21 protein-coding genes are annotated in these 23,032 nt (G+C 53.0%); 12 read left to right on the forward strand and 9 right to left on the reverse strand.

The window, feature by feature from the left end; all coding sequences use genetic code 11:
• The first annotated feature begins 96 nt into the window (after positions 1-96).
• A complete protein-coding gene (locus tag OGX67_RS15920; protein WP_049015557.1) occupies positions 97-633 on the forward strand; it encodes a helix-turn-helix domain-containing protein in 537 nt (178 codons plus the stop codon).
• A gap of 79 nt (positions 634-712) precedes the next feature.
• On the forward strand, positions 713-2,674 hold the full coding sequence (locus OGX67_RS15925) for a peptidase U32 family protein (RefSeq protein WP_257651189.1): 1,962 nt from the start codon (positions 713-715) through the stop codon (positions 2,672-2,674).
• 3 nt (positions 2,675-2,677) lie between these two features.
• Here OGX67_RS15925 and OGX67_RS15930 read toward each other — a convergent pair whose 3' ends face one another.
• The 4 genes from OGX67_RS15930 to OGX67_RS15945 form a co-directional block, all read right to left on the reverse strand.
• On the reverse strand, positions 2,678-2,908 hold the full coding sequence (locus OGX67_RS15930) for a DUF2554 family protein (RefSeq protein ID WP_003020233.1): 231 nt from the start codon (positions 2,906-2,908) through the stop codon (positions 2,678-2,680).
• 189 nt (positions 2,909-3,097) lie between these two features.
• Positions 3,098-3,223 carry a DUF2474 domain-containing protein gene (locus tag OGX67_RS15935; RefSeq protein WP_003020230.1) on the reverse strand — a complete coding sequence of 42 codons (126 nt, stop codon included), beginning with the start codon at positions 3,221-3,223 and terminating at the stop codon, positions 3,098-3,100.
• Complete coding sequence (gene cydB, locus OGX67_RS15940) at positions 3,223-4,233, reverse strand: cytochrome d ubiquinol oxidase subunit II (protein ID WP_257651190.1); 1,011 nt, start codon at positions 4,231-4,233, stop codon at positions 3,223-3,225. The genes OGX67_RS15935 and cydB overlap by 1 nt, the downstream gene beginning before the upstream one ends.
• Complete coding sequence (locus OGX67_RS15945) at positions 4,233-5,636, reverse strand: cytochrome ubiquinol oxidase subunit I (protein ID WP_257651191.1); 1,404 nt, start codon at positions 5,634-5,636, stop codon at positions 4,233-4,235. The genes cydB and OGX67_RS15945 overlap by 1 nt, the downstream gene beginning before the upstream one ends.
• 263 nt (positions 5,637-5,899) lie before the next feature.
• Here OGX67_RS15945 and OGX67_RS15950 point away from each other — a divergent pair, with 263 nt between their 5' ends.
• The 8 genes from OGX67_RS15950 to patD all read left to right on the forward strand — a co-directional run bounded on the left by OGX67_RS15950 (position 5,900) and on the right by patD (position 13,737).
• A complete protein-coding gene (locus OGX67_RS15950; RefSeq protein WP_003020221.1) occupies positions 5,900-6,076 on the forward strand; it encodes a type II toxin-antitoxin system HicA family toxin in 177 nt (58 codons plus the stop codon).
• Between the two features lie 46 nt (positions 6,077-6,122).
• Positions 6,123-6,539: a type II toxin-antitoxin system HicB family antitoxin gene (locus tag OGX67_RS15955; RefSeq protein WP_128298791.1), complete on the forward strand. Its 417-nt coding sequence runs from the start codon at positions 6,123-6,125 to the stop codon at positions 6,537-6,539.
• 92 nt (positions 6,540-6,631) lie between these two features.
• Complete coding sequence (locus tag OGX67_RS15960; protein WP_016150280.1) at positions 6,632-8,041, forward strand: aminotransferase-like domain-containing protein; 1,410 nt, start codon at positions 6,632-6,634, stop codon at positions 8,039-8,041.
• Between the two features lie 327 nt (positions 8,042-8,368).
• Positions 8,369-9,514: a putative ABC transporter substrate-binding protein YdcS gene (gene ydcS / locus OGX67_RS15965; protein WP_061548295.1), complete on the forward strand. Its 1,146-nt coding sequence runs from the start codon at positions 8,369-8,371 to the stop codon at positions 9,512-9,514.
• A 16-nt stretch (positions 9,515-9,530) separates the two neighbouring features.
• Positions 9,531-10,547, forward strand: coding sequence for an ABC transporter ATP-binding protein (locus tag OGX67_RS15970; protein ID WP_071696128.1), 1,017 nt, complete (start codon positions 9,531-9,533; stop codon positions 10,545-10,547).
• Entirely contained in the window at positions 10,548-11,492 is a 945-nt protein-coding gene (locus OGX67_RS15975) for an ABC transporter permease (protein ID WP_257651192.1), read from the forward strand.
• Positions 11,482-12,288 carry an ABC transporter permease gene (locus OGX67_RS15980; protein WP_003020204.1) on the forward strand — a complete coding sequence of 269 codons (807 nt, stop codon included), beginning with the start codon at positions 11,482-11,484 and terminating at the stop codon, positions 12,286-12,288. The genes OGX67_RS15975 and OGX67_RS15980 overlap by 11 nt, the downstream gene beginning before the upstream one ends.
• A gap of 21 nt (positions 12,289-12,309) precedes the next feature.
• Positions 12,310-13,737, forward strand: coding sequence for an aminobutyraldehyde dehydrogenase (patD, locus tag OGX67_RS15985; RefSeq protein WP_257651193.1), 1,428 nt, complete (start codon positions 12,310-12,312; stop codon positions 13,735-13,737).
• Between the two features lie 196 nt (positions 13,738-13,933).
• Here patD and OGX67_RS15990 read toward each other — a convergent pair whose 3' ends face one another.
• Positions 13,934-15,058, reverse strand: a complete 1,125-nt coding sequence (locus tag OGX67_RS15990) for a multidrug effflux MFS transporter (protein WP_286526806.1) — start codon at positions 15,056-15,058, stop codon at positions 13,934-13,936.
• A 101-nt stretch (positions 15,059-15,159) separates the two neighbouring features.
• Between OGX67_RS15990 and OGX67_RS15995 the strand changes: the two genes are divergently transcribed.
• Positions 15,160-15,939, forward strand: a complete 780-nt coding sequence (locus OGX67_RS15995) for an AraC family transcriptional regulator (protein ID WP_071696151.1) — start codon at positions 15,160-15,162, stop codon at positions 15,937-15,939.
• A gap of 119 nt (positions 15,940-16,058) precedes the next feature.
• Here OGX67_RS15995 and yncL read toward each other — a convergent pair whose 3' ends face one another.
• Positions 16,059-16,154 (reverse strand): stress response membrane protein YncL, encoded by a 96-nt coding sequence (yncL, locus tag OGX67_RS16000; RefSeq protein ID WP_071524268.1) that lies wholly within the window; start codon positions 16,152-16,154, stop codon positions 16,059-16,061.
• Positions 16,155-16,346: 192 nt separating this feature from the next.
• On the opposite strand from yncL, the gene OGX67_RS16005 reads away from it, so the two are divergent.
• Positions 16,347-16,520, forward strand: a complete 174-nt coding sequence (locus tag OGX67_RS16005) for a GhoT/OrtT family toxin (RefSeq protein ID WP_003020198.1) — start codon at positions 16,347-16,349, stop codon at positions 16,518-16,520.
• Between the two features lie 19 nt (positions 16,521-16,539).
• Here OGX67_RS16005 and OGX67_RS16010 read toward each other — a convergent pair whose 3' ends face one another.
• Genes OGX67_RS16010 through OGX67_RS16020 form a run of 3 tightly spaced genes read right to left on the reverse strand, consistent with a single transcriptional unit; the run spans position 16,540 to position 22,992 of the window.
• A complete protein-coding gene (locus OGX67_RS16010) occupies positions 16,540-18,702 on the reverse strand; it encodes a virulence factor SrfC family protein (protein ID WP_257651195.1) in 2,163 nt (720 codons plus the stop codon).
• Positions 18,699-21,680, reverse strand: a complete 2,982-nt coding sequence (locus OGX67_RS16015) for a virulence factor SrfB (RefSeq protein ID WP_257651196.1) — start codon at positions 21,678-21,680, stop codon at positions 18,699-18,701. Before OGX67_RS16015 ends, OGX67_RS16010 begins: the two co-directional genes overlap by 4 nt.
• A gap of 4 nt (positions 21,681-21,684) precedes the next feature.
• Positions 21,685-22,992, reverse strand: coding sequence for an SrfA family protein (locus OGX67_RS16020; RefSeq protein ID WP_003020189.1), 1,308 nt, complete (start codon positions 22,990-22,992; stop codon positions 21,685-21,687).
• Positions 22,993-23,032: the final 40 nt, after the last annotated feature.

Genomic DNA, 23,032 nt, shown 5'->3' on the forward strand with positions numbered 1-23,032 from the left:
CGTGTGCGTTATAACGGTCAATCACTGTAGCACTGTGCGTTATAGCGTACAAGTGCTAAACTGTAGCCCCGAGTAAGGAGAGCGACGAAGGAGAAAATGGACAACTTAACCCACTATCTGGCCACAACGCTCAGGACATTACGTCACCAGCGGGAATGGAGTCTTTCGCGTCTGGCGGAGGAAACTGGCGTCTCAAAAGCGATGCTGGGGCAGATTGAACGTAATGAATCCAGTCCAACGGTGGCGACATTGTGGAAAATTGCCACTGGGCTGAACGTCCCGTTTTCAACGTTTATTTCACCACCAGAGTCAGACGGCACGCTAACATTCGATCCCCAGCAGCAGGCAATGATCGTCACGCCGTTGTTCCCGTGGGATCCTCAACTGTGCTTCGATCATTTTTCGATACTATTGGCGCCCGGCGCGCTCAGTGAATCTACTCCGCATGAGACCGGCGTAATAGAGCACGTGGTGGTGATTAATGGTCTGTTGGATATGTGTATTGAGGGGCAGTGGCGCACCCTTAAATCTGGTGAGGGTGTCCGTTTCGCCGGAGATATGGCACACAGTTACCGTAACAGCAGCGAACAAACGGTGCACTTTCATTCGCTGATCCATTACCCGCGCAGTTAATCGGGAAAACTATTCCGAAAAGCTGCGCTTGTGACTACAATAGCCGCCATTTTTACCGCTTGTGGATGGTAACAACTGTATGCGCCAGCAGCCTCATCACCTTGAATTGTTAAGCCCGGCTCGGGATACCGCCATTGCGCGCGAAGCCATTTTGCACGGCGCAGACGCCGTTTACATTGGTGGACCGGGTTTTGGCGCGCGCCATAACGCCAGTAATAGCCTGAAAGATATCGCCGAACTGGTGCCTTTCGCCCATCGCTATGGGGCGAAAATCTTTGTGACGCTAAATACTATCTTGCACGATGATGAACTGGAACCCGCGCAGCGGTTAATTACCGATTTGTATCAGACCGGTGTTGATGCTCTGATCGTACAGGATATGGGGATTCTGGAACTGGATATTCCCCCGATTGAACTGCATGCCAGCACCCAATGTGATATTCGCAGCGTTGAGAAGGCGAAATTTCTTGCTGATGTCGGATTCAGCCAGATTGTCCTTGCGCGCGAACTGAGCCTTGAGCAAATTAACGCCATCCATCAGGCTACCGATGCGACCATTGAGTTTTTCATTCACGGCGCGCTGTGCGTTGCCTATTCAGGTCAGTGTTATATTTCACATGCGCAAACCGGACGCAGTGCTAACCGTGGCGACTGTTCCCAGGCTTGCCGTCTGCCGTATACCCTGAAAGACGATCAGGGACGCGTGGTGTCCTATGAAAAACACCTGCTGTCGATGAAAGACAACGATCAGACCGCCAACCTCGGCGCATTGATTGACGCAGGTGTGCGTTCCTTCAAAATTGAAGGGCGCTATAAGGACATGAGTTATGTAAAGAATATTACCGCGCATTATCGCCAGATGCTCGATGCCATCATTGAAGAGCGCGGCGACCTGGCCCGTTCATCAGCGGGACGTACCGAACATTTCTTTACCCCATCCACGGAGAAAACCTTCCATCGTGGCAGCACCGATTATTTTGTGAATGCCCGTAAAGGGGATATCGGCGCATTCGACTCACCAAAGTTTATCGGTTTGCCGGTCGGCGAAGTCCTGAAGGTGGCGAAAGATCATCTCGATGTTGAGGTGGCAGAACCGCTGGCTAACGGGGATGGCCTGAACGTGTTAATCAAACGTGAGGTTGTTGGATTCCGCGCCAACACCGTGGAAAAAACGGGGAACAATCGTTATCGGGTATGGCCGAATGAAATGCCTGCCGATCTGCACAAAGTGCGTCCGCATCATCCGCTGAATCGCAACCTCGATCATAACTGGCAGCAAGCGTTAACCAAAACCTCCAGCGAACGCCGTGTTGCGATCGATATTGAGCTCGGCGGCTGGCAGGAGCAGTTGATTCTGACGCTCACCAGTGAAGAGGGCGTGAGCATTACCCATACGCTGGATGGCCAGTTTGAGGAAGCGAACAATGCGGAAAAAGCGTTGAGTAACCTACAGGACGGACTGGCAAAACTTGGGCAGACGATGTACTACGCCCGCAATATTCAGGTGAATCTGCCGGGCGCGCTGTTCGTGCCAAACGGTCAACTAAATCAGTTACGACGTGAAGCCGTTGATATGCTGGATGCAGCGCGCCTGCAAAGCTATAAGCGCGGTAGCCGCAAACCAGTATCCCAGCCTGCGCCGGTTTATCCGCAAACGCACTTGAGTTTCCTGGCTAACGTCTACAACCAAAAAGCGCGTGAGTTTTATCACCGTTATGGCGTTCAGTTGATTGATGCAGCCTATGAAGCGCATGAAGAAAAGGGCGAAGTACCGGTGATGATCACTAAACATTGCCTGCGTTTCGCCTTTAACCTCTGTCCGAAACAGGCGAAAGGGAACATCAAGAGCTGGAAAGCGACACCGATGCAACTGGTTAACGGCGATGAAGTCCTGACGCTGAAATTTGATTGCCGACCGTGCGAAATGCACGTGATCGGCAAGATGAAACATCACATTCTGAAGATGCCGTTGCCGGGTAGCGTTGTGGCTTCGGTCAGTCCGGAAGAACTGATGAAGACACTGCCGAAGCGTAAAGGTTAATCGTTAGCTCAGATGCGTATCGGGTTTGCGTGATTTTTGCCAGTGATGGTGTTCACGAAGATCGGCGGCGGATTCTTCCGCCGTCACTCGCAGCTCATCGCTGTCGGCCGTGTGTCGTAGTAAATGATCGGCATCCTGCACCTGAAGATATTCATGTCCCTGATTAGTAGCGAAAAGTTGACCGGAAAAAAGCGCGCTGGCCAGCAATAACACTGTTAACCCTTTCTTAAACATCATGCACCCTCTGGTACGTTAGCTGCGGAATTGGCGATAATTTCGCCTGGTGACTATTCAATATTTTAATCGGGATAATGACAATCTCTGTTTTGTCATTTCGATGTTTTTTACATTTTTGTTTAGTCGATGTTGGGTTTTGTAACACCCGGGCAGTGCAGCGCTGCCCGGGTGTTATCACGGAGAGATTCAGGACTTAAATCCGGCGGCCGTCATCAGGAGACGAAAGAACATGCCAACAGCGGCGAGGGCCAGCACGCTGCCGCCCCAGAGGATCACCAGCCACATCAGGCGTTTCCAGATTGTTTGTTGCATCAATGATACCCCTCACCATGTTGAACTTTGCCGCGGAAAACGTAGTAGCTCCAGAAGGTGTACACCAGGATTATCGGGATAATCAGCAGTGCGCCAACCAACATAAAGCCCTGACTTTGTGCCGGAGCCGCCGCTTGCCAGAGCGTAATGGACGGCGGAATGATGTGTGGCCAGATACTGATCCCCAGTCCGCTAAACCCGAGGAAAATCAGCCCCAGTGTCAATACAAAAGGCAGCGTATGGCAGTTATGTTGCCCCAGTGAACGCCACAGCCAGATACTGATAAGCGCAACCAGCAGCGGAACCGGCATCAGGAACCACAGGTTGGGCAGACTAAACCAACGCTCGGCAATCGCGCTATGCGCCAGTGGTGTCCACAGGCTGATAATGGCAATCACAATCAACATTGCCAGCAGCAGTTTTTTGGCCACGCAACGCATGTTATCCTGCAACGGATTTTCACTTTTCATCACCAGCCATGTCGCCCCCAGCAGGGCATAGGCTACAACCAGGCCAACGCCGCAGAACAACGTGAACGGGGTCAACCAGTCGAAAGGACCGCCGCTGTAGCTGCGTCCGGTAACGGAAAATCCGTTGAGTACGGCACCCACCACCACGCCCTGGGTGAATGTCGCCAGGATTGAACCGCTGAGAAAGGCTTTATCCCAGAATGGTCGATGCGCCGGCGTGGCCTTGAAGCGAAACTCAAACGCGACGCCGCGAAAAATCAGGCCGATTAGCATCAGGGTCAACGGGATCGTCAGCGCATCGACAATCACCGCATAGGCCAGCGGGAACGCGCCAAATAACCCGGCCCCGCCCAACACCAGCCAGGTTTCATTCCCATCCCATACGGGAGCGACGCTGTTAACCATCACATCGCGGTCATCAGCGTCCTGAATCGCGGGGAATAAAATGCCAATCCCGAGATCAAAACCGTCCATCACGATATACATCAGCGTGGCGAATACGATAATCACAAACCAGATAACTGATAAATCGATACCCATTAGCGATGAGCCTCCGGTTGAGAATCAAGGACGGCAGCCGAAAGCGGCCGGGCAGGCGTGCCGGTTGGCGGAATTGTTGAGTCATCTTCATGTGGCCCCTTGCGGATCAGGCGTATCATGTAGCTGTAACCCACACCAAACACTGAGCTGTACACCACAAAGAAGGACAGCAGGCTGATGCTCATATGTAAATCACCATGTGCGGAAACCGCATCCGCCGTACGTTGCAGACCGTAAACCACCCACGGTTGACGGCCAACTTCAGTGGTCACCCAACCGGCAAGGATGGCAATCAGACCTGAGGGGCCCATCCACAAGGCAAAGCGCAGGAAAGGGCGAGAGGTGTATAAACGCTGCTTATAGCGCAGCCACAGGGCAAAAGCGCCCAGCAGGATCATCAGCATGCCTAGCCCGGCCATTATGCGAAACGACCAGAACACCATAGTTGAGTTAGGCCTGTCTTCTTTAGGAAACTCTTTTAGTGCCGGGACCTGTTTATCCAGACTATGGGTCAGAATCAGACTGCCCAGCGCCGGGATTTCCAGCCCATAGCGAGTGCGCTCTTGCTCCATATCCGGCCAGCCGAAGAGTAGTAGCGGGGTTGGTTCGCCGGGCGGATTTTCCCAGTGCCCTTCAATCGCAGCAATTTTTGCCGGCTGATGCTTCAGCGTATTCAAACCGTGCATATCGCCAATCAAAGCCTGCAGCGGGGCGACGATTAACGTCATCCATAGCGCCATTGAGAACATTGCGCGAATAGCCGGGGTGTTATTCCCGCGCAATAAATGCCATGCACCTGACGCTGCAACAAACAACGCGCTGCTGAGGAAAGCGGCAACGGACATATGCAGTAAACGATAAGGGAATGAAGGATTGAAAATAACGGCGAACCAGTCAACGGGAACGACCTGGCCGTTAACTATTTCATAGCCTTGCGGTGTCTGCATCCAGCTGTTAGAGGCGAGGATCCAGAAGGTTGAAATAATGGTACCCAGTGCGACCATGCAGGTGGCAAAGAAGTGAAGCCCTGGGCCAACCCGGTTCCAGCCAAACAGCATTACCCCGAGAAAACCTGCTTCAAGGAAGAAGGCGGTGAGCACTTCATAGGTCAGAAGCGGCCCGGTGATGCTACCGGCGAACTCGGAAAAACCACTCCAGTTGGTACCGAACTGATAAGCCATCACCAGCCCGGAAACTATACCCATACCAAAGTTTACGGCGAATATTTTCGACCAGAAATGGTATAGCGAACGCCAGGTGGGATTTTTCGTCTTTAGCCATAACCCCTCAAGTACTGCCAGATAACTGGCGAGGCCGATGGTAATGGCCGGAAAGATGATGTGAAAGGATACCGTAAACGCGAACTGGATCCTCGCCAGGTGAAACGCGTCAAGACCGAACATGCTTAACTCCGCAGGCAAAATTGATTTGGCGCAATTCTAAGCCTGAGAAGCAATGCGGGGCAGAAACAGAACAGTTCTTTTTAACCATAACAGTTGCAGTGCTGTTATAGGTTGTACACGCTGATATGAAATCTGGAAGCTGGATTCCTGTTATTAAATAGCGTCCTCCCCACGTTAGTGATTTTGCGATATTAATAGCAAGGTAATTAAAAGGTAATCATAAATGTTTACTTTGTGTGTATAATAGACGACAGGGAGGCGCAGTGAAGCAAAGTGAGTTTAGACGCTGGCTTGAATCTCAGGGAGTTGCTGTTACAAACGGCTCAAATCATCTGAAACTGAGATACCAGGGAAGGCGTAGCGTTATGCCCAGACATCCAGGTGATGAAATAAAAGAAGCCTTGCGAAAAGCGATTATTAAGCAGCTTGACTTACAGTAATCATCATCACTACAAGGTTGATTATATGAGAGATTTTGAAAATCCTATGCGTTATCCTGTTACTCTAACTCCGGCAGTGGAAGGTGGGTTTGTGGTTTCTTTCCCGGATATTCCGGAAGCATTAACTCAGGGAAATACTCGCCATGACGCTTTGCAGGCCGCGCGGGCGGCATTGATTACCGCTTTTGAATTCTATTTCGACGACAACGAGGCGATTCCACTCCCTTCGGCGGTTAGCGCTGAAGATGACTACGTAGAAATACCGCTGAGCGTTGCGTCTAAGGTTCTTCTGCTGAATGCCTTCCTTGAATCAAAAATCACCCAGCAGGAGCTGGCGAACAGGATCGGCAGACCTAAGCAGGAGATCACCCGTTTATTTGATTTAAAGCACACGACAAAAATTGATGCCGTGCAGATTGCTGCGCGCGCCTTAGGCAAAGAGCTGGCGTTAACGATGTTGTAAAACTGTTAACTATAACAGTTATAAAAAACACCCTGATTATGTAAACTGATATACACAGTGATTGTCACCGACACCGGTAATCAGGATCAAAAATGAAAAAGTACCAGCGACTGGCAGAGCAAATTCGCGATCAAATTGCGTCTGGCGTATGGCAGCCAGGCGATCGCTTGCCTTCCTTGCGTGAGCAAGTGGTCAGCAGCGGAATGAGTTTTATGACCGTCGGACACGCATACCAGTTGCTGGAAAGCCAGGGGCGGATTATCGCCCGGCCGCAGTCTGGTTATTATGTCGCCGCGCGCCCCGAACGTGAACTGGCAGCGCCGCAGGTGCAGGTCACGCGCGACGAAGCGGTGGATATCAATACCTATATTTTTGATATGTTGCAGGCCAGCCGGGATGCGTCAGTGATGCCCTTTGCCTCCGCATTCCCCGACCCGCGTCTGTTTCCACTTCAACAGTTGAACCGCTCGTTGGCGCAGGTGAGTAAAACCGCCACCGCCATGAGTGTGATTGAAAACCTGCCCCCGGGGAATGCTGAGCTGCGTCATGCCATTGCCCGTCGCTATGCTCAACAGGGGATGACCATTTCACCGGACGAAATCGTCATCACCACCGGCGCGCTGGAAGCCCTCAACCTGAGCCTGCAAGCAGTCACTGAACCGGGTGACTGGGTGATTGTCGAAAACCCCTGTTTTTATGGGGCGTTGCAGGCCCTGGAGCGATTACGTCTGAAGGCGCTGTCGGTAGCCACCGACGTTAACGAGGGGATCGATCTTGCCGCGTTGGAGCAGGCGTTGCAGGAATATCCGGTAAAAGCCTGCTGGCTAATGACCAACAGCCAAAATCCGCTGGGTTTTACGCTCAGCGCAGAGAAAAAGGCGCGTCTGGTTGCCTTGCTGGAAAAATACCACGTAATGCTGATTGAAGATGATGTTTACAGCGAGCTGTACTTTGGCCGCGAAAAACCGCTACCAGCCAAAGCCTGGGATCGCGCCGACAGCGTTCTGCATTGTTCGTCTTTCTCGAAGTGTCTGGTGCCAGGATTTCGTATTGGCTGGGTGGCAGCAGGGAAACATGCCCGGCGTATTCAGCGACTCCAGCTAATGAGTACTTTATCTACCAGTTCGCCCATGCAGCTTGCACTTGTTGATTATCTTTCAACCCGGCGCTATGACGCGCATTTGCGACGCTTGCGTCGGCAACTGGCGGAACGTAAACAACAGGCCTGGCAAACGCTGCTGCGTCATCTTCCGGCGGAAGTCAAAATTCACCACAACGACAGTGGTTATTTTCTGTGGCTGGAGCTGCCGGAACCGCTTGATGCTGGTGTGCTCAGTACCCATGCGCTGGCACACCACATCAGCATTGCGCCGGGGAAAATGTTCTCGACCTCGGGAAGCTGGACACGTTTTTTTCGTTTTAATACTGCATGGCACTGGGGAGAGCGCGAAGAGCAGGCCGTAAAACAGCTTGGCAAATTAATTCGTGAAATGATGAAATAAACCATAACGCGCTATTCAATATAAATGAATAGCGCATTCTTATTTTCGAAATAGTGAATGCTGAACCACGGTATTATTTATATCGGGTGCGGCCATACAAAATATCAATAGTTAATACTATTGCCACCTCTGCGTCTAACTCCTTGTCTATACTCCAGAAGATTACCCCCAGGTCAGAGTCTGTAGCGTAATGAGCGTTAGCTCACAACCTGATTAAATTTCCTTGCACCAGCAGGAACGCTTACCACACCCCGACTATTTTTAGAAAAGGACATATATTTACGGCAAGGCTGCCGCTCAATATTTTTTCGACAGGAGTAAGACGTTATGAGCAAGCAACTTGCCCTCAGTAGCCTGTGTGCCTTCAGCATGACGCTGATGACTGCGCAGGCAGCCGAACCCCCCACATCATTAGATAAACCGGAAGGCCGCCTGGATATTATTGCCTGGCCGGGTTATATCGAACGTGGGCAAACCGATAAACAATATGACTGGGTCTCGCAGTTTGAGAAAGATACCGGCTGTGCGGTCAATGTAAAAACGGCGGCCACCTCTGATGAGATGGTCAGCCTGATGGCTAAAGGCGGTTACGATCTGGTAACCGCTTCTGGTGATGCCTCACTGCGCCTGATAATGGGAAAACGCGTTCAGCCGATTAATACTGCGCTGATCCCTAACTGGAAAACCCTTGATCCGCGAGTGGTAAAAGGGGAGTGGTTTAACGTTGGCGGTAAAGTTTACGGTTCGCCATACCAGTGGGGACCAAACCTGCTGATGTATAACACCAAAACCTTCCCAACGCCGCCGGACAGCTGGAACGTGGTATTCGTTGAACAAAATCTGCCTGACGGGAAAAGCAATAAAGGTCGCGTTCAGGCTTACGATGGCCCGATCTATATTGCCGACGCCGCATTATTCGTTAAAGCCACCCAGCCGCAGTTGGGTATTACCGACCCCTATCAGCTCACTGAAAAACAGTATCAGGCGGTGATCAAAGTCCTGAGCGATCAGCACGCGTTGATCCATCGCTATTGGCACGATACCACCGTGCAAATGAGCGATTTCAAAAACGAAGGCGTAGTGGCGTCAAGCGCCTGGCCTTATCAGGCTAACGCCTTGAAAGGCGAAGGTCAGCCAATTGCCACGGTCTTCCCAAAAGAGGGGGTTACCGGATGGGCTGATACCACCATGCTGCACAGTGAAGCGAAACACCCGGTTTGCGCTTACAAATGGATGAACTGGTCATTAACCCCGAAAGTACAGGGCGACGTAGCGGCCTGGTTTGGTTCTCTGCCAGTGGTGCCTGAAGGTTGTAAAGCCAGCCCGTTACTGGGTGAAAAAGGCTGTGAAACCAACGGCTATAGCTATTTCGACAAAATTGCCTTCTGGAAAACGCCGATTGCCGAAGGTGGAAAATTCGTTCCTTACAGTCGCTGGACGCAGGATTACATCGCCATTATGGGTGGTCGTTAATTCCGCTGGGGGTTTTATGACGTACGCAGTGGAGTTTCATAACGTCTCGCGTTTGTATGGGGATGTTCGTGCAGTGGATGGGGTGAGTATTGCGATTAACGACGGTGAGTTTTTCTCTATGCTGGGGCCATCCGGCTCCGGCAAGACCACCTGTCTGCGCCTGATTGCCGGGTTTGAGCAACTGTCAGGCGGTGCAATCACTATTTTTGGTAAACAGGCCAGCGAATTGCCGCCCTGGGAACGGGACGTCAATACGGTATTTCAGGATTACGCGTTATTCCCGCACATGTCGATCCTCGACAACGTCGCCTATGGGCTGATGGTTAAAGGCATTGATAAAAAACAACGCCACGCGAAAGCACGTGAAGCACTGGATAAGGTCGCACTCGGTTTTGTTTATGAACGTAAACCGTCGCAGCTTTCCGGTGGGCAACGTCAGCGTGTGGCGATTGCCCGGGCGCTGGTCAATGAACCGCGCGTCCTGCTGTTGGATGAACCGCTCGGGGCATTGGATCTCAAACTGCGTGAGCAGATGCAGCTGGAGCTGAAAAAATTACAGCAATCCCTTGGCATCACCTTCATCTTTGTCACCCACGATCAGGGTGAAGCCCTGTCGATGTCCGATCGGGTGGCGGTGTTTAATAACGGTCGCATCGAACAGGTGGATTCTCCGCGTGAACTTTACATGCGTCCGCGGACGCCGTTTGTGGCAAGTTTCGTCGGAACGTCAAATGTCTTTGATGCGACGATGTCGGCGAACGTTTGTGGGCTACAGGGTATGTTCTCCCTACGTCCCGAACATATTCGCTTGAATGATGACGGAGGAGAAGTCCAGGCCCGGGGTGTTATTCAGGCGGTGCAGTATCAGGGGGCGGCGACGCGGTTTGAGCTGAAACTTGCCGGAGGGGAAAAACTGCTGGTTAGCCAGGCGAACCTGACGGGAGAAATGCTACCGTCAACGTTGTCGCCGGGTCAGCAGGTGATGGCATCGTGGTCCCGCGACGTGATGGTACCGCTGGTTGAGGAGAGGTGAATGGCTATGAACGTCTTACATTCGCCTCCACAGTCGACAAGCCTGAACCGGATCTCAGGTTACTTCTGGCGTAATCCGGGGATGGGGCTGTTTTTGCTGCTCCTTGGACCACTGATGTGGTTTGGCATTGTCTACTTCGGCTCATTACTGACGCTGTTGTGGCAAGGTTTTTATACCTTCGACGATTTCACTATGTCGGTCACGCCGGACCTGACGCTGGCGAATTTGCAGGCGCTGTTTAATCCTGCTAACTACGACATCATTTTGCGTACCCTGACGATGGCGGTGGCGGTCACCATTGCCAGCGCGATTCTGGCGTTTCCGATGGCGTGGTATATGGCTCGCTATACCAGCGGCAAAATGAAAGCCTTTTTTTACATTGCCGTAATGTTGCCAATGTGGGCCAGTTACATCGTTAAAGCCTATGCGTGGACGCTGCTGTTAGTTAAAGACGGTGTGGCGCAGTGGTTTTTAACCCATCTTGGGCTGGAGCCGCTACTGCTTTCGTTCCTGACGCTGCCTGCGGTAGGCGGCAATACGTTGTCGACTTCAGGCTTAGGGCGCTTTCTGGTGTTCGTATACATCTGGCTGCCGTTTATGATCCTGCCGGTACAGGCCGCACTGGAGAGACTTCCGCCGTCACTGTTACAGGCCTCCGCTGATTTGGGGGCGCGTCCGCGTCAAACCTTCCGCTATGTGGTTCTTCCGCTGGCAATACCCGGTATCGCTGCGGGATCTATCTTTACCTTCTCTCTGACGTTGGGCGACTTTATCGTGCCACAGTTGGTGGGACCACCGGGCTATTTCATCGGCAACATGGTGTATTCGCAACAAGGGGCGATCGGCAATATGCCGATGGCGGCGGCATTTACTCTGGTGCCGATTGTGTTAATCGCACTGTATCTGGCGTTCGTGAAGCGTCTGGGAGCTTTTGATGCACTCTGAACGCGCGCCCTGGTTACTCAAACTGGCGGCATGGGGTGGGGTTATTTTCCTGCACTTTCCCATCCTCATCATCGCCACCTATGCTTTTAATACTGAGGAGGCTGCTTTTAGTTTCCCACCGCAGGGATTAACGCTGAAGTGGTTTAGCGTTGCGGCGCAGCGTAGCGATATCCTGGAGTCTGTGACGTTGTCACTTAAGATCGCTGCGTTGTCGACCGCTATTGCTCTTGTTCTGGGGACGCTGGCCGCGGCCGCGCTGTGGCGTAGGGACTTTTTTGGCAAAAGTGCAATATCGCTGTTGCTACTGTTGCCGATCGCGCTGCCTGGCATTATTACCGGCCTTGCGCTGTTGACGGCGTTTAAAACCATCAACCTGGAACCGGGTTTTCTCACGATCGTAGTGGGCCATGCGACGTTTTGCGTGGTGGTGGTGTTTAACAACGTTGTGGCGCGTTTTCGCCGTACCTCATGGAGTCTGGTTGAAGCGTCTATGGATCTTGGCGCCAACGGCTGGCAAACCTTTCGTTACGTCGTGCTGCCCAATCTGGCATCGGCACTACTGGCGGGCGGGATGCTGGCGTTTGCCTTGTCGTTTGATGAAATCATCGTGACAACGTTCACCGCCGGACATGAAAGAACACTTCCTCTGTGGCTGCTCAATCAATTGGGCCGTCCACGGGATGTGCCGGTCACCAACGTTGTGGCATTGCTGGTAATGCTGGTGACAACACTGCCAATTTTAGGGGCCTGGTGGCTAACGCGTGAAGGCGACACTCTCGCCGGAAACGGTAAATAAACGACGATATGGGAAATTGCTATGCAACATCAATTACTGATTAATGGCGAGCTGGTCAACGGTGAAGGTGAAAAGCAGCCAGTCTATAACCCTGCCACTGGTGAACTCATTCTGGAGATTGCCGAGGCGTCAGCCATGCAGGTTGATGCCGCGGTGCGTGCGGCAGACACCGCGTTTGCCACCTGGGGGCAAACCACGCCGAAAGTCCGCTCTGAATTGCTGCTGAAACTGGCGGACGCTATTGCCGATAACGCGCAAACCTTCGCTGAGCTGGAATCACTTAACTGCGGTAAGCCACTGCACTGTGTCCTCAACGATGAAATTCCAGCTATTGTCGACGTTTTTCGCTTCTTTGCCGGGGCTGCTCGAACTCTGCAAGGACAGGCGGCCGGAGAGTATCTGGAAGGACATACGTCGATGATTCGCCGTGATCCGCTGGGCGTGGTGGCCTCTATTGCACCGTGGAACTATCCGTTGATGATGGCGGCGTGGAAGCTGGCTCCAGCGTTGGCAGCGGGAAACTGTGTGGTGATTAAACCATCAGAAATTACCCCGCTGACGGCGCTTAAATTGGCCGAATTTGCCAAAGATATTTACCCGGCTGGCGTTATCAACGTCCTGTTTGGTCGCGGTAAAACGGTGGGCGATCCGCTGACCGGCCATGAAAAAGTCCGCATGGTTTCTCTGACTGGCTCCATTGCAACCGGTGAACACATTATTCAGCACACCGCGCCGTCAATTAAGCGCACACATATGGAACTGGGCGGCAAAGCCCCGGTGATCATTTTTGATGATGCCGATCTGGATGCGGTAGTGAGCGGCGTGCGGACCTTTGGTTATTACAATGCCGGGCAAGACTGTACCGCCGCTTGTCGAATCTATGCCCAAAAAGGCATTTATGACGCGTTGGTTGAGAAACTCGGCGCCGCGGTTGCCAGCCTGAAAATTGGTGCGCCGAACGACGAATCGACGGAACTGGGACCGGTAAGTTCGCAGGCACATCTTGATCGCGTTTCTAAAGCGGTCGATGAGGCCAAAGCCCTGGGGCATATCAAAGTTATCACCGGCGGCAAGAAAGTGGATGGCGCAGGCTACTACTTTGCCCCAACGCTGCTGGCCGGGGCGAAGCAAGAAGATGCCATCGTGCAGCGGGAAGTTTTCGGCCCGGTGGTCAGCGTGACCGTATTTGATGATGAAGACCAGGTGCTGGCGTGGGCAAATGATTCGAAATACGGACTGGCATCTTCCGTCTGGACCCGGGATGTTGGGCGTGCGCATCGCTTTAGCGCTCGCCTGCAATATGGTTGCACCTGGGTCAATACCCATTTCACGCTGGTTAGCGAGATGCCGCACGGTGGGCAAAAACAGTCTGGGTATGGCAAGGATATGTCGGTTTATGGGCTGGAAGATTACACGATTGTTCGCCATGTCATGATCAAGCATGAGTAATCTTTTAAGCGCGAGCGGTAAATGGGGCACGGATAGCTAAATCTCGGCAAACGTGTGCCTATACTATTCGCGCCACTGGCCTCGTCGCCATCGGACGGCGGTAAGTTGGAAATATCCGCGAGGTCAGGCTAATTGATAAAATAAAGCCCCAGCATATTGCCGGGGCTTTGTGCTTTCAGGAGCGCCATCGGGTTTATCAGCGGCCCAGGCTGCAAAGCCAGGCGAGTAGGGCACAGACGCTCAGTACTAGCCCCAGTTGTTGCACCATGCCTGCAAATCCCAGCATCATTCCCAGCAACAGGTAATAGCTTAATCCAAACAATGCCCCCGCGGCTCCGGCCTGTTCTCGATAATGACGCAGCGCCTGACTCAGCACATTGGGAATGGCGATACCATAGGCAATCACCACGCCGAATACCGGAATCAGGATCCACGCAGAGTGCTGTAAGCACCACGCTACGAGACCTGACAACGCTGCCAGCGCACAGGCATAACGTACCAGTTGCTCCGGCGTCAGACCTGTCGTTAACAGTCTTTGGTTCAGCAGGCTACCCGACAGAGAAGCAAACGCAAGTAGCAACCCCGTCAAGCCAAAGGCTCTGGAACTCCATCCCAGTTGCCCAAAAAGAAACGGCGCCAGGCTGTAATAGCTAAACAGCATGGTGTTCAGTAGAGCAACCAGCATGGCGTTTTTCCACAGCTCATAGTCACGCGCCATGCGGGAGAGTAGCGCAGCAAGCCTTGGTCTGAGCGTATGTTCGGGCCGGGTTTCTGGCAGCATGGTTATGGTCAGCATCAGCAGTAGTAGCGCCAGCAGCACAAGGGCAACAAATACCCCGGTATGACCATACAAACTGACCAACCATCCTCCGCTTAGCAGACCGAAAACCGGACTCAATGCCAACGCGGCGCCCATCACAGAAAAGACGCGGGATAGCGCAGTTGATTCATAGCTGTCCCTTAGCATGGTCTGTACCACTACAGATCCGGCAGCCGCTCCAATGGCCGAGACCATCCGTGCCAGCAGCAGAACGCTGAAATCAGTGGCAACAACGGCCATGAGGGAACCCGTGGCGTAGCGCAGGAGTCCAGCCATCATCGCCCGGCGTCGTCCGATGCAGTCGCTCAGCCATCCCCACATCGCCACGCCGACGGCGAAGGCAACAAAATAAACGGAGAGTGTTTGAGCCGCGCGCTCACTGCTGACGTGATAAGACGTCGCAATACCTGGCAATGCCGGGCTGTAAATGGTTTCCACCAGTTGTGGAAACATAATCAGGAGTGTGAGAAGCCACAGCGGCGGTCGATGAAGTGTGTTCATAGCAATATCCAGAGAAACAGAAAACAGGCGGGCATTATTGCTGAAAGGAAAATGTCGCATTACCATTATAAGGACTTTAAATGTCAAATATCGGACAGAAGATGAAAATTGCCCCGGATGATGCTTTTGATGCGGACAGCTTTGATAAACCGGTAATCGGGATTGCTTCCGAGATGGGCGTACACGATTCAGGACGGCACAGCCATCTTCGTCATCAGCTACTTTATTCGGCAGCGGGAAGCATAACGATTGAGCTGGAACAGGCGTTGTGTCTGCTACCGCCACGTCGTGCGGTCTGGATCCCAGCCGGTACGGTACATCGCGCCATAATGCGCGGCGTGATGGCTTATCGTTCTTTGTACTTCTCAACCACGTTGCCGTTATCTGATTTACCGCTGCAGATAGTCGACGTTAACCCTCTCTTTTTTGAGGTGATAGAACGTATGTCTTTCTGGTCATGGGAGATGCCTGCCGCGCAGCAGACCAGTCTCATAACCGTATTTTGTGAGGAAATGCGTGCCGCCCACAGTGAAAACTGGACATTGCAGTATCCCTCAGATCCGCGACTTAACGTGTGGCTTGAAGGATTACGCATGGGCGAACTGCCACCACGACTGAATCAATTGTCCCGACAGGTTGGGGCATGTGAAAGGACAATAGGTCGAATATTTACCCGGGATACCGGGATGAATTATCAGGACTGGCGGCAGCAATTTAGGCTGTTAAAAGCCATGGAGATGTTGGCTGACGGATGCCATATCAGCCAGGTCGCGCAATATCTGGAGTTTGTCAGCGACAGTGCTTTTATTGCTTTCTTCCATCAGCATACCGGCACAACGCCAGGCCGTTATTCAGGCAATATAATGCCGCAGAAGGATTAGTGGTATTACATATTAAGGATAATTTACCTGGTGATGGCAGAGTGGGAAGATCGTTTACTGATGGCAGAGAGATGAACCTCTCTGCCAGCGGACGCTGCAATTAATCAAGAAGAGTTACATCAAGCAAACCAGCCGAACCTTGCGGAAATCAGACTGAAAAGTCCTACAGCAGCAAATATATTTATCAGCACCACCGTTTTACTGGAAACATTCATTTGTGCCACCTTTCGTTTTAACCCATATGGGTATAGTACGGGTTATAACTATCCGCAATAGTACGAATTCTGAACATAATGAAAATGGGTTGTTTTACAGCCGCTTTTCTTAAATTAATTAATAAAACTTGATGTAAGTCATGAAAAAGAGCATATTGCGCACGATTTCACCTTTCGGCCCGGATGCCTTACATGTCTTTGTACCAAAAAATGTTGGTTTTTTATGCGGTGATGGCCGTTATCACGGCAATCATCACCTGGTTTCTTTCCCGCGATAAAAAGCGAATTCGCTTTCTCAGCGCGGTATTAGTCGGTGCGACCTGGCCGATGAGTTTTCCCGTCGCGTTAATGTTCTCTCTCTTCTGATGACGGCGTAAACGCCGCTTCAGGCGGAAAGCAGGGCATCTAATCGCTTTTTGTCGACTTCGCTGACATCCTGTGGATGCTGATACCCCACGTTCTCATTCGCACGGGTATACAAAGCGACCAGCCAGTCGTATACGTAGCGGCTTGCGCCGTGCGAAGGTTGTTCATCCAACTTCGTCAGGCGTAACATCGGCTGTTGCTTCGGCGCGCTAAAAATAGCCGATCCTTTCTGGATCCTGCTGGCAGGGCGCTGATCCTCAGCAACGTCGGCAAATCCAAGCCAGGTAATAAAATCACCGATATCGGCGTATAGCTGCGCGGCACAGACGTTTTCGCGCTGCATAATGCGCTGTAAGCGCTGCGGCATCTCCAGGCGATAGCTGGTGGTGACGAGGATGTCGGCAACCTGCCTTAACGTACGGGGATCGAGTCGTAAACGGCGGGCATTACTTTCATCGCGACACCACTGGCGCACGTGGTTAATCCACATTTTGTGTGCCTGATATCCGGTCTCCTGGCTTTCCAGTGAGTGCATTGTGTCACGCACCTCGGCAAACAGGTCAATCTCTTCATTAAATAAACCACTTACCTGCTCCTCGCGCGGTTGCTGAATACGCAGCAGCGATTCAAAAATGCGCATCGGCGGGAGCAAACCATCCAGCAGTTCGCCATGCTTTGCCGCCTGAGCCTGTAGCTGGCGGATCACTGACTCATTGCTTGCTGATTCGGTCTCAACGGGATTAATCCAGCCGATTAGGGTTTCGCGTACGCGCTGCTGGTGCTGTTCACGCAGGGAGGTCAGCCTGGCCTGGCGCTGCTGTGGTGAGGTTGCCTGAGTCAACCATTCGACGAGGCGTTGTAAGCTGTGTTTATCCAGCGCCTGCAGCGTGCCCCAGTGCAGTCCGGGTTTGCCCATTAATTGCTGCACGGATTCGTCAAGATTTTGCTGGGTACTAAAACGCGCATCCTGCGGGGTAATGGCCCAGACCACGCCTGGCAATGCGGCGTCGTGGACGGGTTGAGTATCGTTAACCCAGCCCAATAGCTTGCGGGTGATGGTGGGCGTCTGGGCGCGGGTAGAGACAGCGTTGCAGATTAAGAGCACATCCGGTTGTAGGTGCTGGCGATAATGTTCCAGCATCCAGCCTAATTTTGCCTGCCACAGTGGATGCGGGTGAGTATCCGGGGCGAGGGGAATATCGAGCAGATCGACATTCTCCAGCACCGCGTCTTCAACCGTCAGGACCAGTTCGCGCGTGAGCAGCGCCAGTGACGACAAAGAAAGGCTGACTGCATTGAGCAACTGATGATTTTCAATCGGATGAACCACCACATCGCTTTGCGCCTCATTATTGCCGGTCAATGCCACCTGGGTCAGGAAACTTTCGGCAGGTAAACCAAAATGATCAACCAGCAGACTCAGCGGGGCCGCTAATTCTTGCGCGTGTCCGGTTTGTTGCAACGTGTGCGCCAGAGTCAGCCACTGCTGCGTCAATTCTGGTTGTTCTCCCCACAGTAGTGCCCAGGCGTTTGCCCGGGTAGTCAGATCCAGTGCGGGCAGCAACGTGGCAAACTGGTGCCATAGCGCATCGTCAATTTGCTGCTGGTTGGCCGGTACGCAGGAGCGCCAGAAACGACCGATTGCCGCAACATCATGTGCGGTAATGCCCGGCACAGGGTGACGCTGACGCAGCGTTTGCCATTTTTCCAGGCGCGCCTCAATAATCGATTTCTCGACCTGCCGGTTATCCGGGAGCGCGCTGAACTGGGCGATAAATAGCTGTACCAGTTCCGCTTCACTGAGTAACCGCAGACGCAACGGCCATTCGCTATCATGCTGATTTTCATCGCGCGTAAAGCGGATCACCATATTGGTTGGCGCATGGCCAGGATTAATATGCGAGAAATAATCAAAGCTGCGATCCGGGGTAACAATATTCACTTTGCCAGTGGCATTGCTGCACAATGCCGCAAGCAGATGTGCTTTTGCCGATTGTGAATGTCCGTATAACCCTATACATCCTTGCGATGAAAAGGTTGTCTCTAGCGCAGATTCACTCACTGCGGCTAGCGTAAGCTGTGCCAGCAGGGCATCTGCTTCATCATCAAGACGCGCCGCACGTTGACGGGTATCTACCACCCACTCGATGGCGGCCTGCGCGGTATTTAACATCTTACTCATTTCAGGTACACGCTCCCGCTATCGATCCAGTAATGGCTTCCGCTATGGCGACGGTCTGCCAGCGTATTCAGTTTTAACGTTAAGGCATTGGCGGCAACGGGGGTGCCATCCTGTAACCAGGCATCGCTCAGGACGAAGAATTCTGGACCACTTTCTTTGCTGCCGCCGCGTAGCTGCAGCCGTACATTCAACACGCCATCTCCGGCGATGTTTTTTGCCAGTTCGGCGGAATTTATGCTGAGCGTATACAGCGGCGTGGCAGGCCAGCGGCTGTTTGCCAGTTGCCGGAATCCTAACGTCACGTTGCCACGTAACGGGAAGTGCAACCGGGCATCCAGCTTCGCACCGGGTTTATCCAGATCAATATCGTGATACCAGATGTTCTCATCGCGCAGGGTATTGACCGTGTTATCCAGTACGCCAAGATAACGTACGGTCGAGTAAGCGCCGATATCGGCAGCTTTAAAGTTAAAACGCGGCAAACGCAAATCCAGCGCCAGGCTGCACAGCATGGCGCCGACTGCCGCGGTGGATTTGGGATTACCAATCCGCCCTTGTTGGCTGAACGGATACCACTCATGCACGCGGTAGTTATCCATCCAGATCATACGGTTAACCGGAACAGGTTGCAGATGGCGGATCAACGCCTGTACGCCCGGTAAACAGGCGGGCCTGCCGGTCACTAATAAAATATCGCAGCGATAATGTGAAATAGCCTCACAAACCGCGTGCAGCGGGGAAGTCAGGGTAAATTGCCCCGCTAACAGAGCTTCTTGTAACTGCCTGAACTGTACCTGCAACGGCACGCTCAGAACATCAAATGCTGGCGAACCTGCTGGCAACGCATGGTCGATAGCCTGCTGGATGTAGTTCATCACGTTGCGCGTTGGTCGTTGGCTCAGGAGTTCTCCGAATGTGGCATGCAGACCAGCGACCGGATCGTTAATATCGCTTTGTTCCCAGGCACTGAGTACCGCATGACCGAGTGGCATAAAGAGCTGCAATGCCGTTTGTTGACGCAAAATCGCCTGGGTATCGATACGACCGGAATCGCCAAACAGCGTGGCCAGCAATGCAGCGGCATCGGTCACGCCAGCTTGTTGTAAGCGGGTTTGCAGCGCAGGCAACACGCAACGCTGAATCACGTCCAGAAGCATGTCATCGCCTGCCACCTTAAAACCCTCACGGAACAGCAAATGCGGGGTAATTTTAACGTTCGCGCCGACGCCGTCATCAAGCTGATAATGGACGACGGCCATATCCGTTGTCCCGCCGCCAATGTCGATCGATGCCACGCGCAGCGCCCGACCTTTAGTCTCACCGGGTTCCGGCAAACGGTCCGGGCGGGCAAGGGCGTTAAAGAATGATTCGGTGTGGCCATCGTAGTGAGAGATAGCCTCGTTATACAGCCACACCAGTTGCCCGCAACTGGCTTCATCCCATTCCATCTGAATTTCAGGTACGGGAACCACACTCTTTTCCTGCTGTTTACGGGTAGTGAAGTCTTCATCCTGCGGGTGCCAGCCCATTGCTTTCCAGACCAGGGCAATAGCTTCAAACATGCGCAGGCGGAAAATCTCGCGTTCCTGTTTGGGCATCGCCGACGGTAGGGTCAGGATCAGCGTCCGTAACTGACGAGGAGATGCCGGGAATCCGAGGCGCAAACGCGTCGCTACGCTGTTAATTTGCCCCAGCGCCTGGGCCAGTATTTCGCATAACATATGCGTCATCAGCGTACTGCGGCTGTATTGCGGTGAGAATACCGGCAGACGATCGTCCTGCGGCAGGCTGAACAGCGGTTGCCCGTCATCGTTCATCAGGTTCATCAGTGGGAAGGCGGTAGCCAGCGGTTCGCGCTGTGTTTTTCCATTCATCTGGCTAAAGCGCCAGTCATGTAACACCGGCGTTTCATCCCACAGATAACGGCGCGGGCTGGAGATCCCACTATTGCCCTCGGTGCCCATACGCTGCATTGCCAGCTTACGGGCTTCATCACCCACACGCACAATCGACGGCCAGATAAAGGCGTCATCACGTCCGCTCTCAACGGAAAAATGCTGCTTACCAAAGCGAGCTTCGGAAAACTCCAGCCGACTGGTGAACAGCGGATCGTTGAGGAACTGCGGCTCGCTTAACGAACGGACCTGCAATTCAGCGGTCTGACGCAGCCCGTCATTGGCATCCCCGTGATCTTCAATCAGGACGCCACAGGTATGGGTATTACCGATATCTAAAATAAGATCGACGGGAATAGCGGGTGTGCTAAGGGTATGTGTAACCAGTTTCACTTCCGGGACAGAAAGCTGCTCGCCTAACAGGGTCAGCACATTCAGCCAGTGCGCCTGGTATTCAAAGTTACGCAGCGCCAGCTGGATCTCTTGTTCTGAGCGATTCTCATGTTGGGTGACATGGTGCATAAAAGATTCGCGCAACCAGCCGTCAATCCAGGTCTGGTCAAGGAAATCAGCAATTTCGCTGTCATGCCAGGCCAGCGCGAATCGTGTCCCGTTGAGCAGGTCGTTTTCATTGGGCGTTAACGCTGCAGGGGCATTTTCAGTGAGCTGGCTATCCAGCGCCACGGTAACGCGGTGGGTGTTGCCCGCGCTGTCGGGTTGCGCCAGTTTTCGTACCTGCACGCGCGCCCAGTTATCCGGGCCTTCAACAAACGTGCGCGGTGGGTTAAAGCGCAGAAACGGCAGCGGCAGCCAGACACCGTCGAGGACATCCAGAGAATAATGCAGCGTCTGGGTACTTTCCGGCTTCACCACTTCGGGCTGACCGCCAGTGCTGCCAGGCAAGGTATAGCGACCCGTTGCCAGATCGAAATCCAGCCGTAGCAGGGGACCGTTTGCCGTTTTGCGCACAAAGCGGCCATGGTGCGCAGATTCCTGCGGCGTCAGGCCAAAATCCAGGAATTGAACACCGCTATTGGCGATGAGCGTCACGCTCTGCTTGTAATCACACAGATTCACCAACATAGAATCAGGCACCTATCTTTTTGATTGTCAGAGGGATTTCCGCGTGATCATCATAACGCGCGGTACAGGCGGCGACGTCGTTGGTTCCCGCTTTGCAGGTAATTTCAGGCATCGGATAACGTGACCCGTCTGTACAACGGGCATTGCCGCGACTCTTAATCATTAATTCACCCGACTGGTGCAAACCGGAGAAAATCTCGGCACGACAAACAATATTGTCACCATGAACCACGCGAGCAGTGCCTTTATTGGCCTGGATCTGATAGCGCAGCGACGGCGCTTTGCCGCTCACCGGATCTTTAACATCGACCATGACGCGCCAGTTACCATTGAGGAAGCGCGTCGTTCCTGCCTTCATCTGATTGGCATCCATCACCAGCGCATCTTTTGGAATCGCGGCGATCACCACCGGTCCTTCTACAGGTTTCTCTTTCTTCGCAGCTGGAGTCACTTCAGCACGATGCAGGGGCAATGCAGATGCCAGTGCTGGCAGCGGTGCCATATCAATCTTAGCGACTTCAACAGCGGCGGCTGCGGGTACGGGCTGGGTGGTCTGTTGTTTCCACAGCAGCGGCCCAACGATGGCGGCAATGATGACTGCGGCAACGGGCAGGCTCCACAGCGGCAGGCGGCGCGCAGGTTTCTCTTGTGCCAGCGGCGGTGTAACCTCCGGTTCGTTAACTATAACCGGTGGCTGTGGCTCAGGTTCAGCCGGTTTAGCCAGCTCGACGACTGGCGTCAATAAAGGCGCATCAGCCTCGGCGAAGGTGATTTCCGGGGGGATTTCTTCTTCCTGTTCCGGCTCTGCTACGGTAACGACAGGAGGAATATCGGCAAGTCGCAGGCAATCGAGCACATCGTCGCGGGGATTTTCATTCAGATTGACGAAGCCCCAGAACGTAATAACGGGTTTGCCATCAACCAGAAACACGTGGTTTTCACCGGGAAACTGGATGGCTTTTTCGAGCAGAGAGCCAAACAGCTGTAGGGAGGTTTTTCCCGACTGCAGGCTTTTACGGCTCAGAGCCGCCGCATTTTCCAGCGTGCTTCCCAGATAGCGTAGCGCACGAAAACGTGCTTCTTCATCAGCGGCTTTCCACGCCACGGCTTTCCCTTCTATCGGGGAATACCAGTCAACCCGATCGCCGTTGTCGTTAATTTGTGGGATCGCCAAACAATCCACCATCGCCTGCTGTTTACGCAGACGAAGCGTTTCACGAATTTGCAATGCTGAATCAAACACGGCCTGACCACCGCCGCCCACGGCCTGATAGTCATCCAAATTGCCGCTGCGCAAGAGAGTTTTTGCCACGTTGTTACCCCTTAGACTTCTTCACGTATCTACTTTACGT

The sequence above is a fragment of the Citrobacter sp. Cf118 genome, from assembly GCF_030334095.1.
Classification (GTDB): Bacteria; Pseudomonadota; Gammaproteobacteria; order Enterobacterales; family Enterobacteriaceae; genus Citrobacter; species Citrobacter freundii.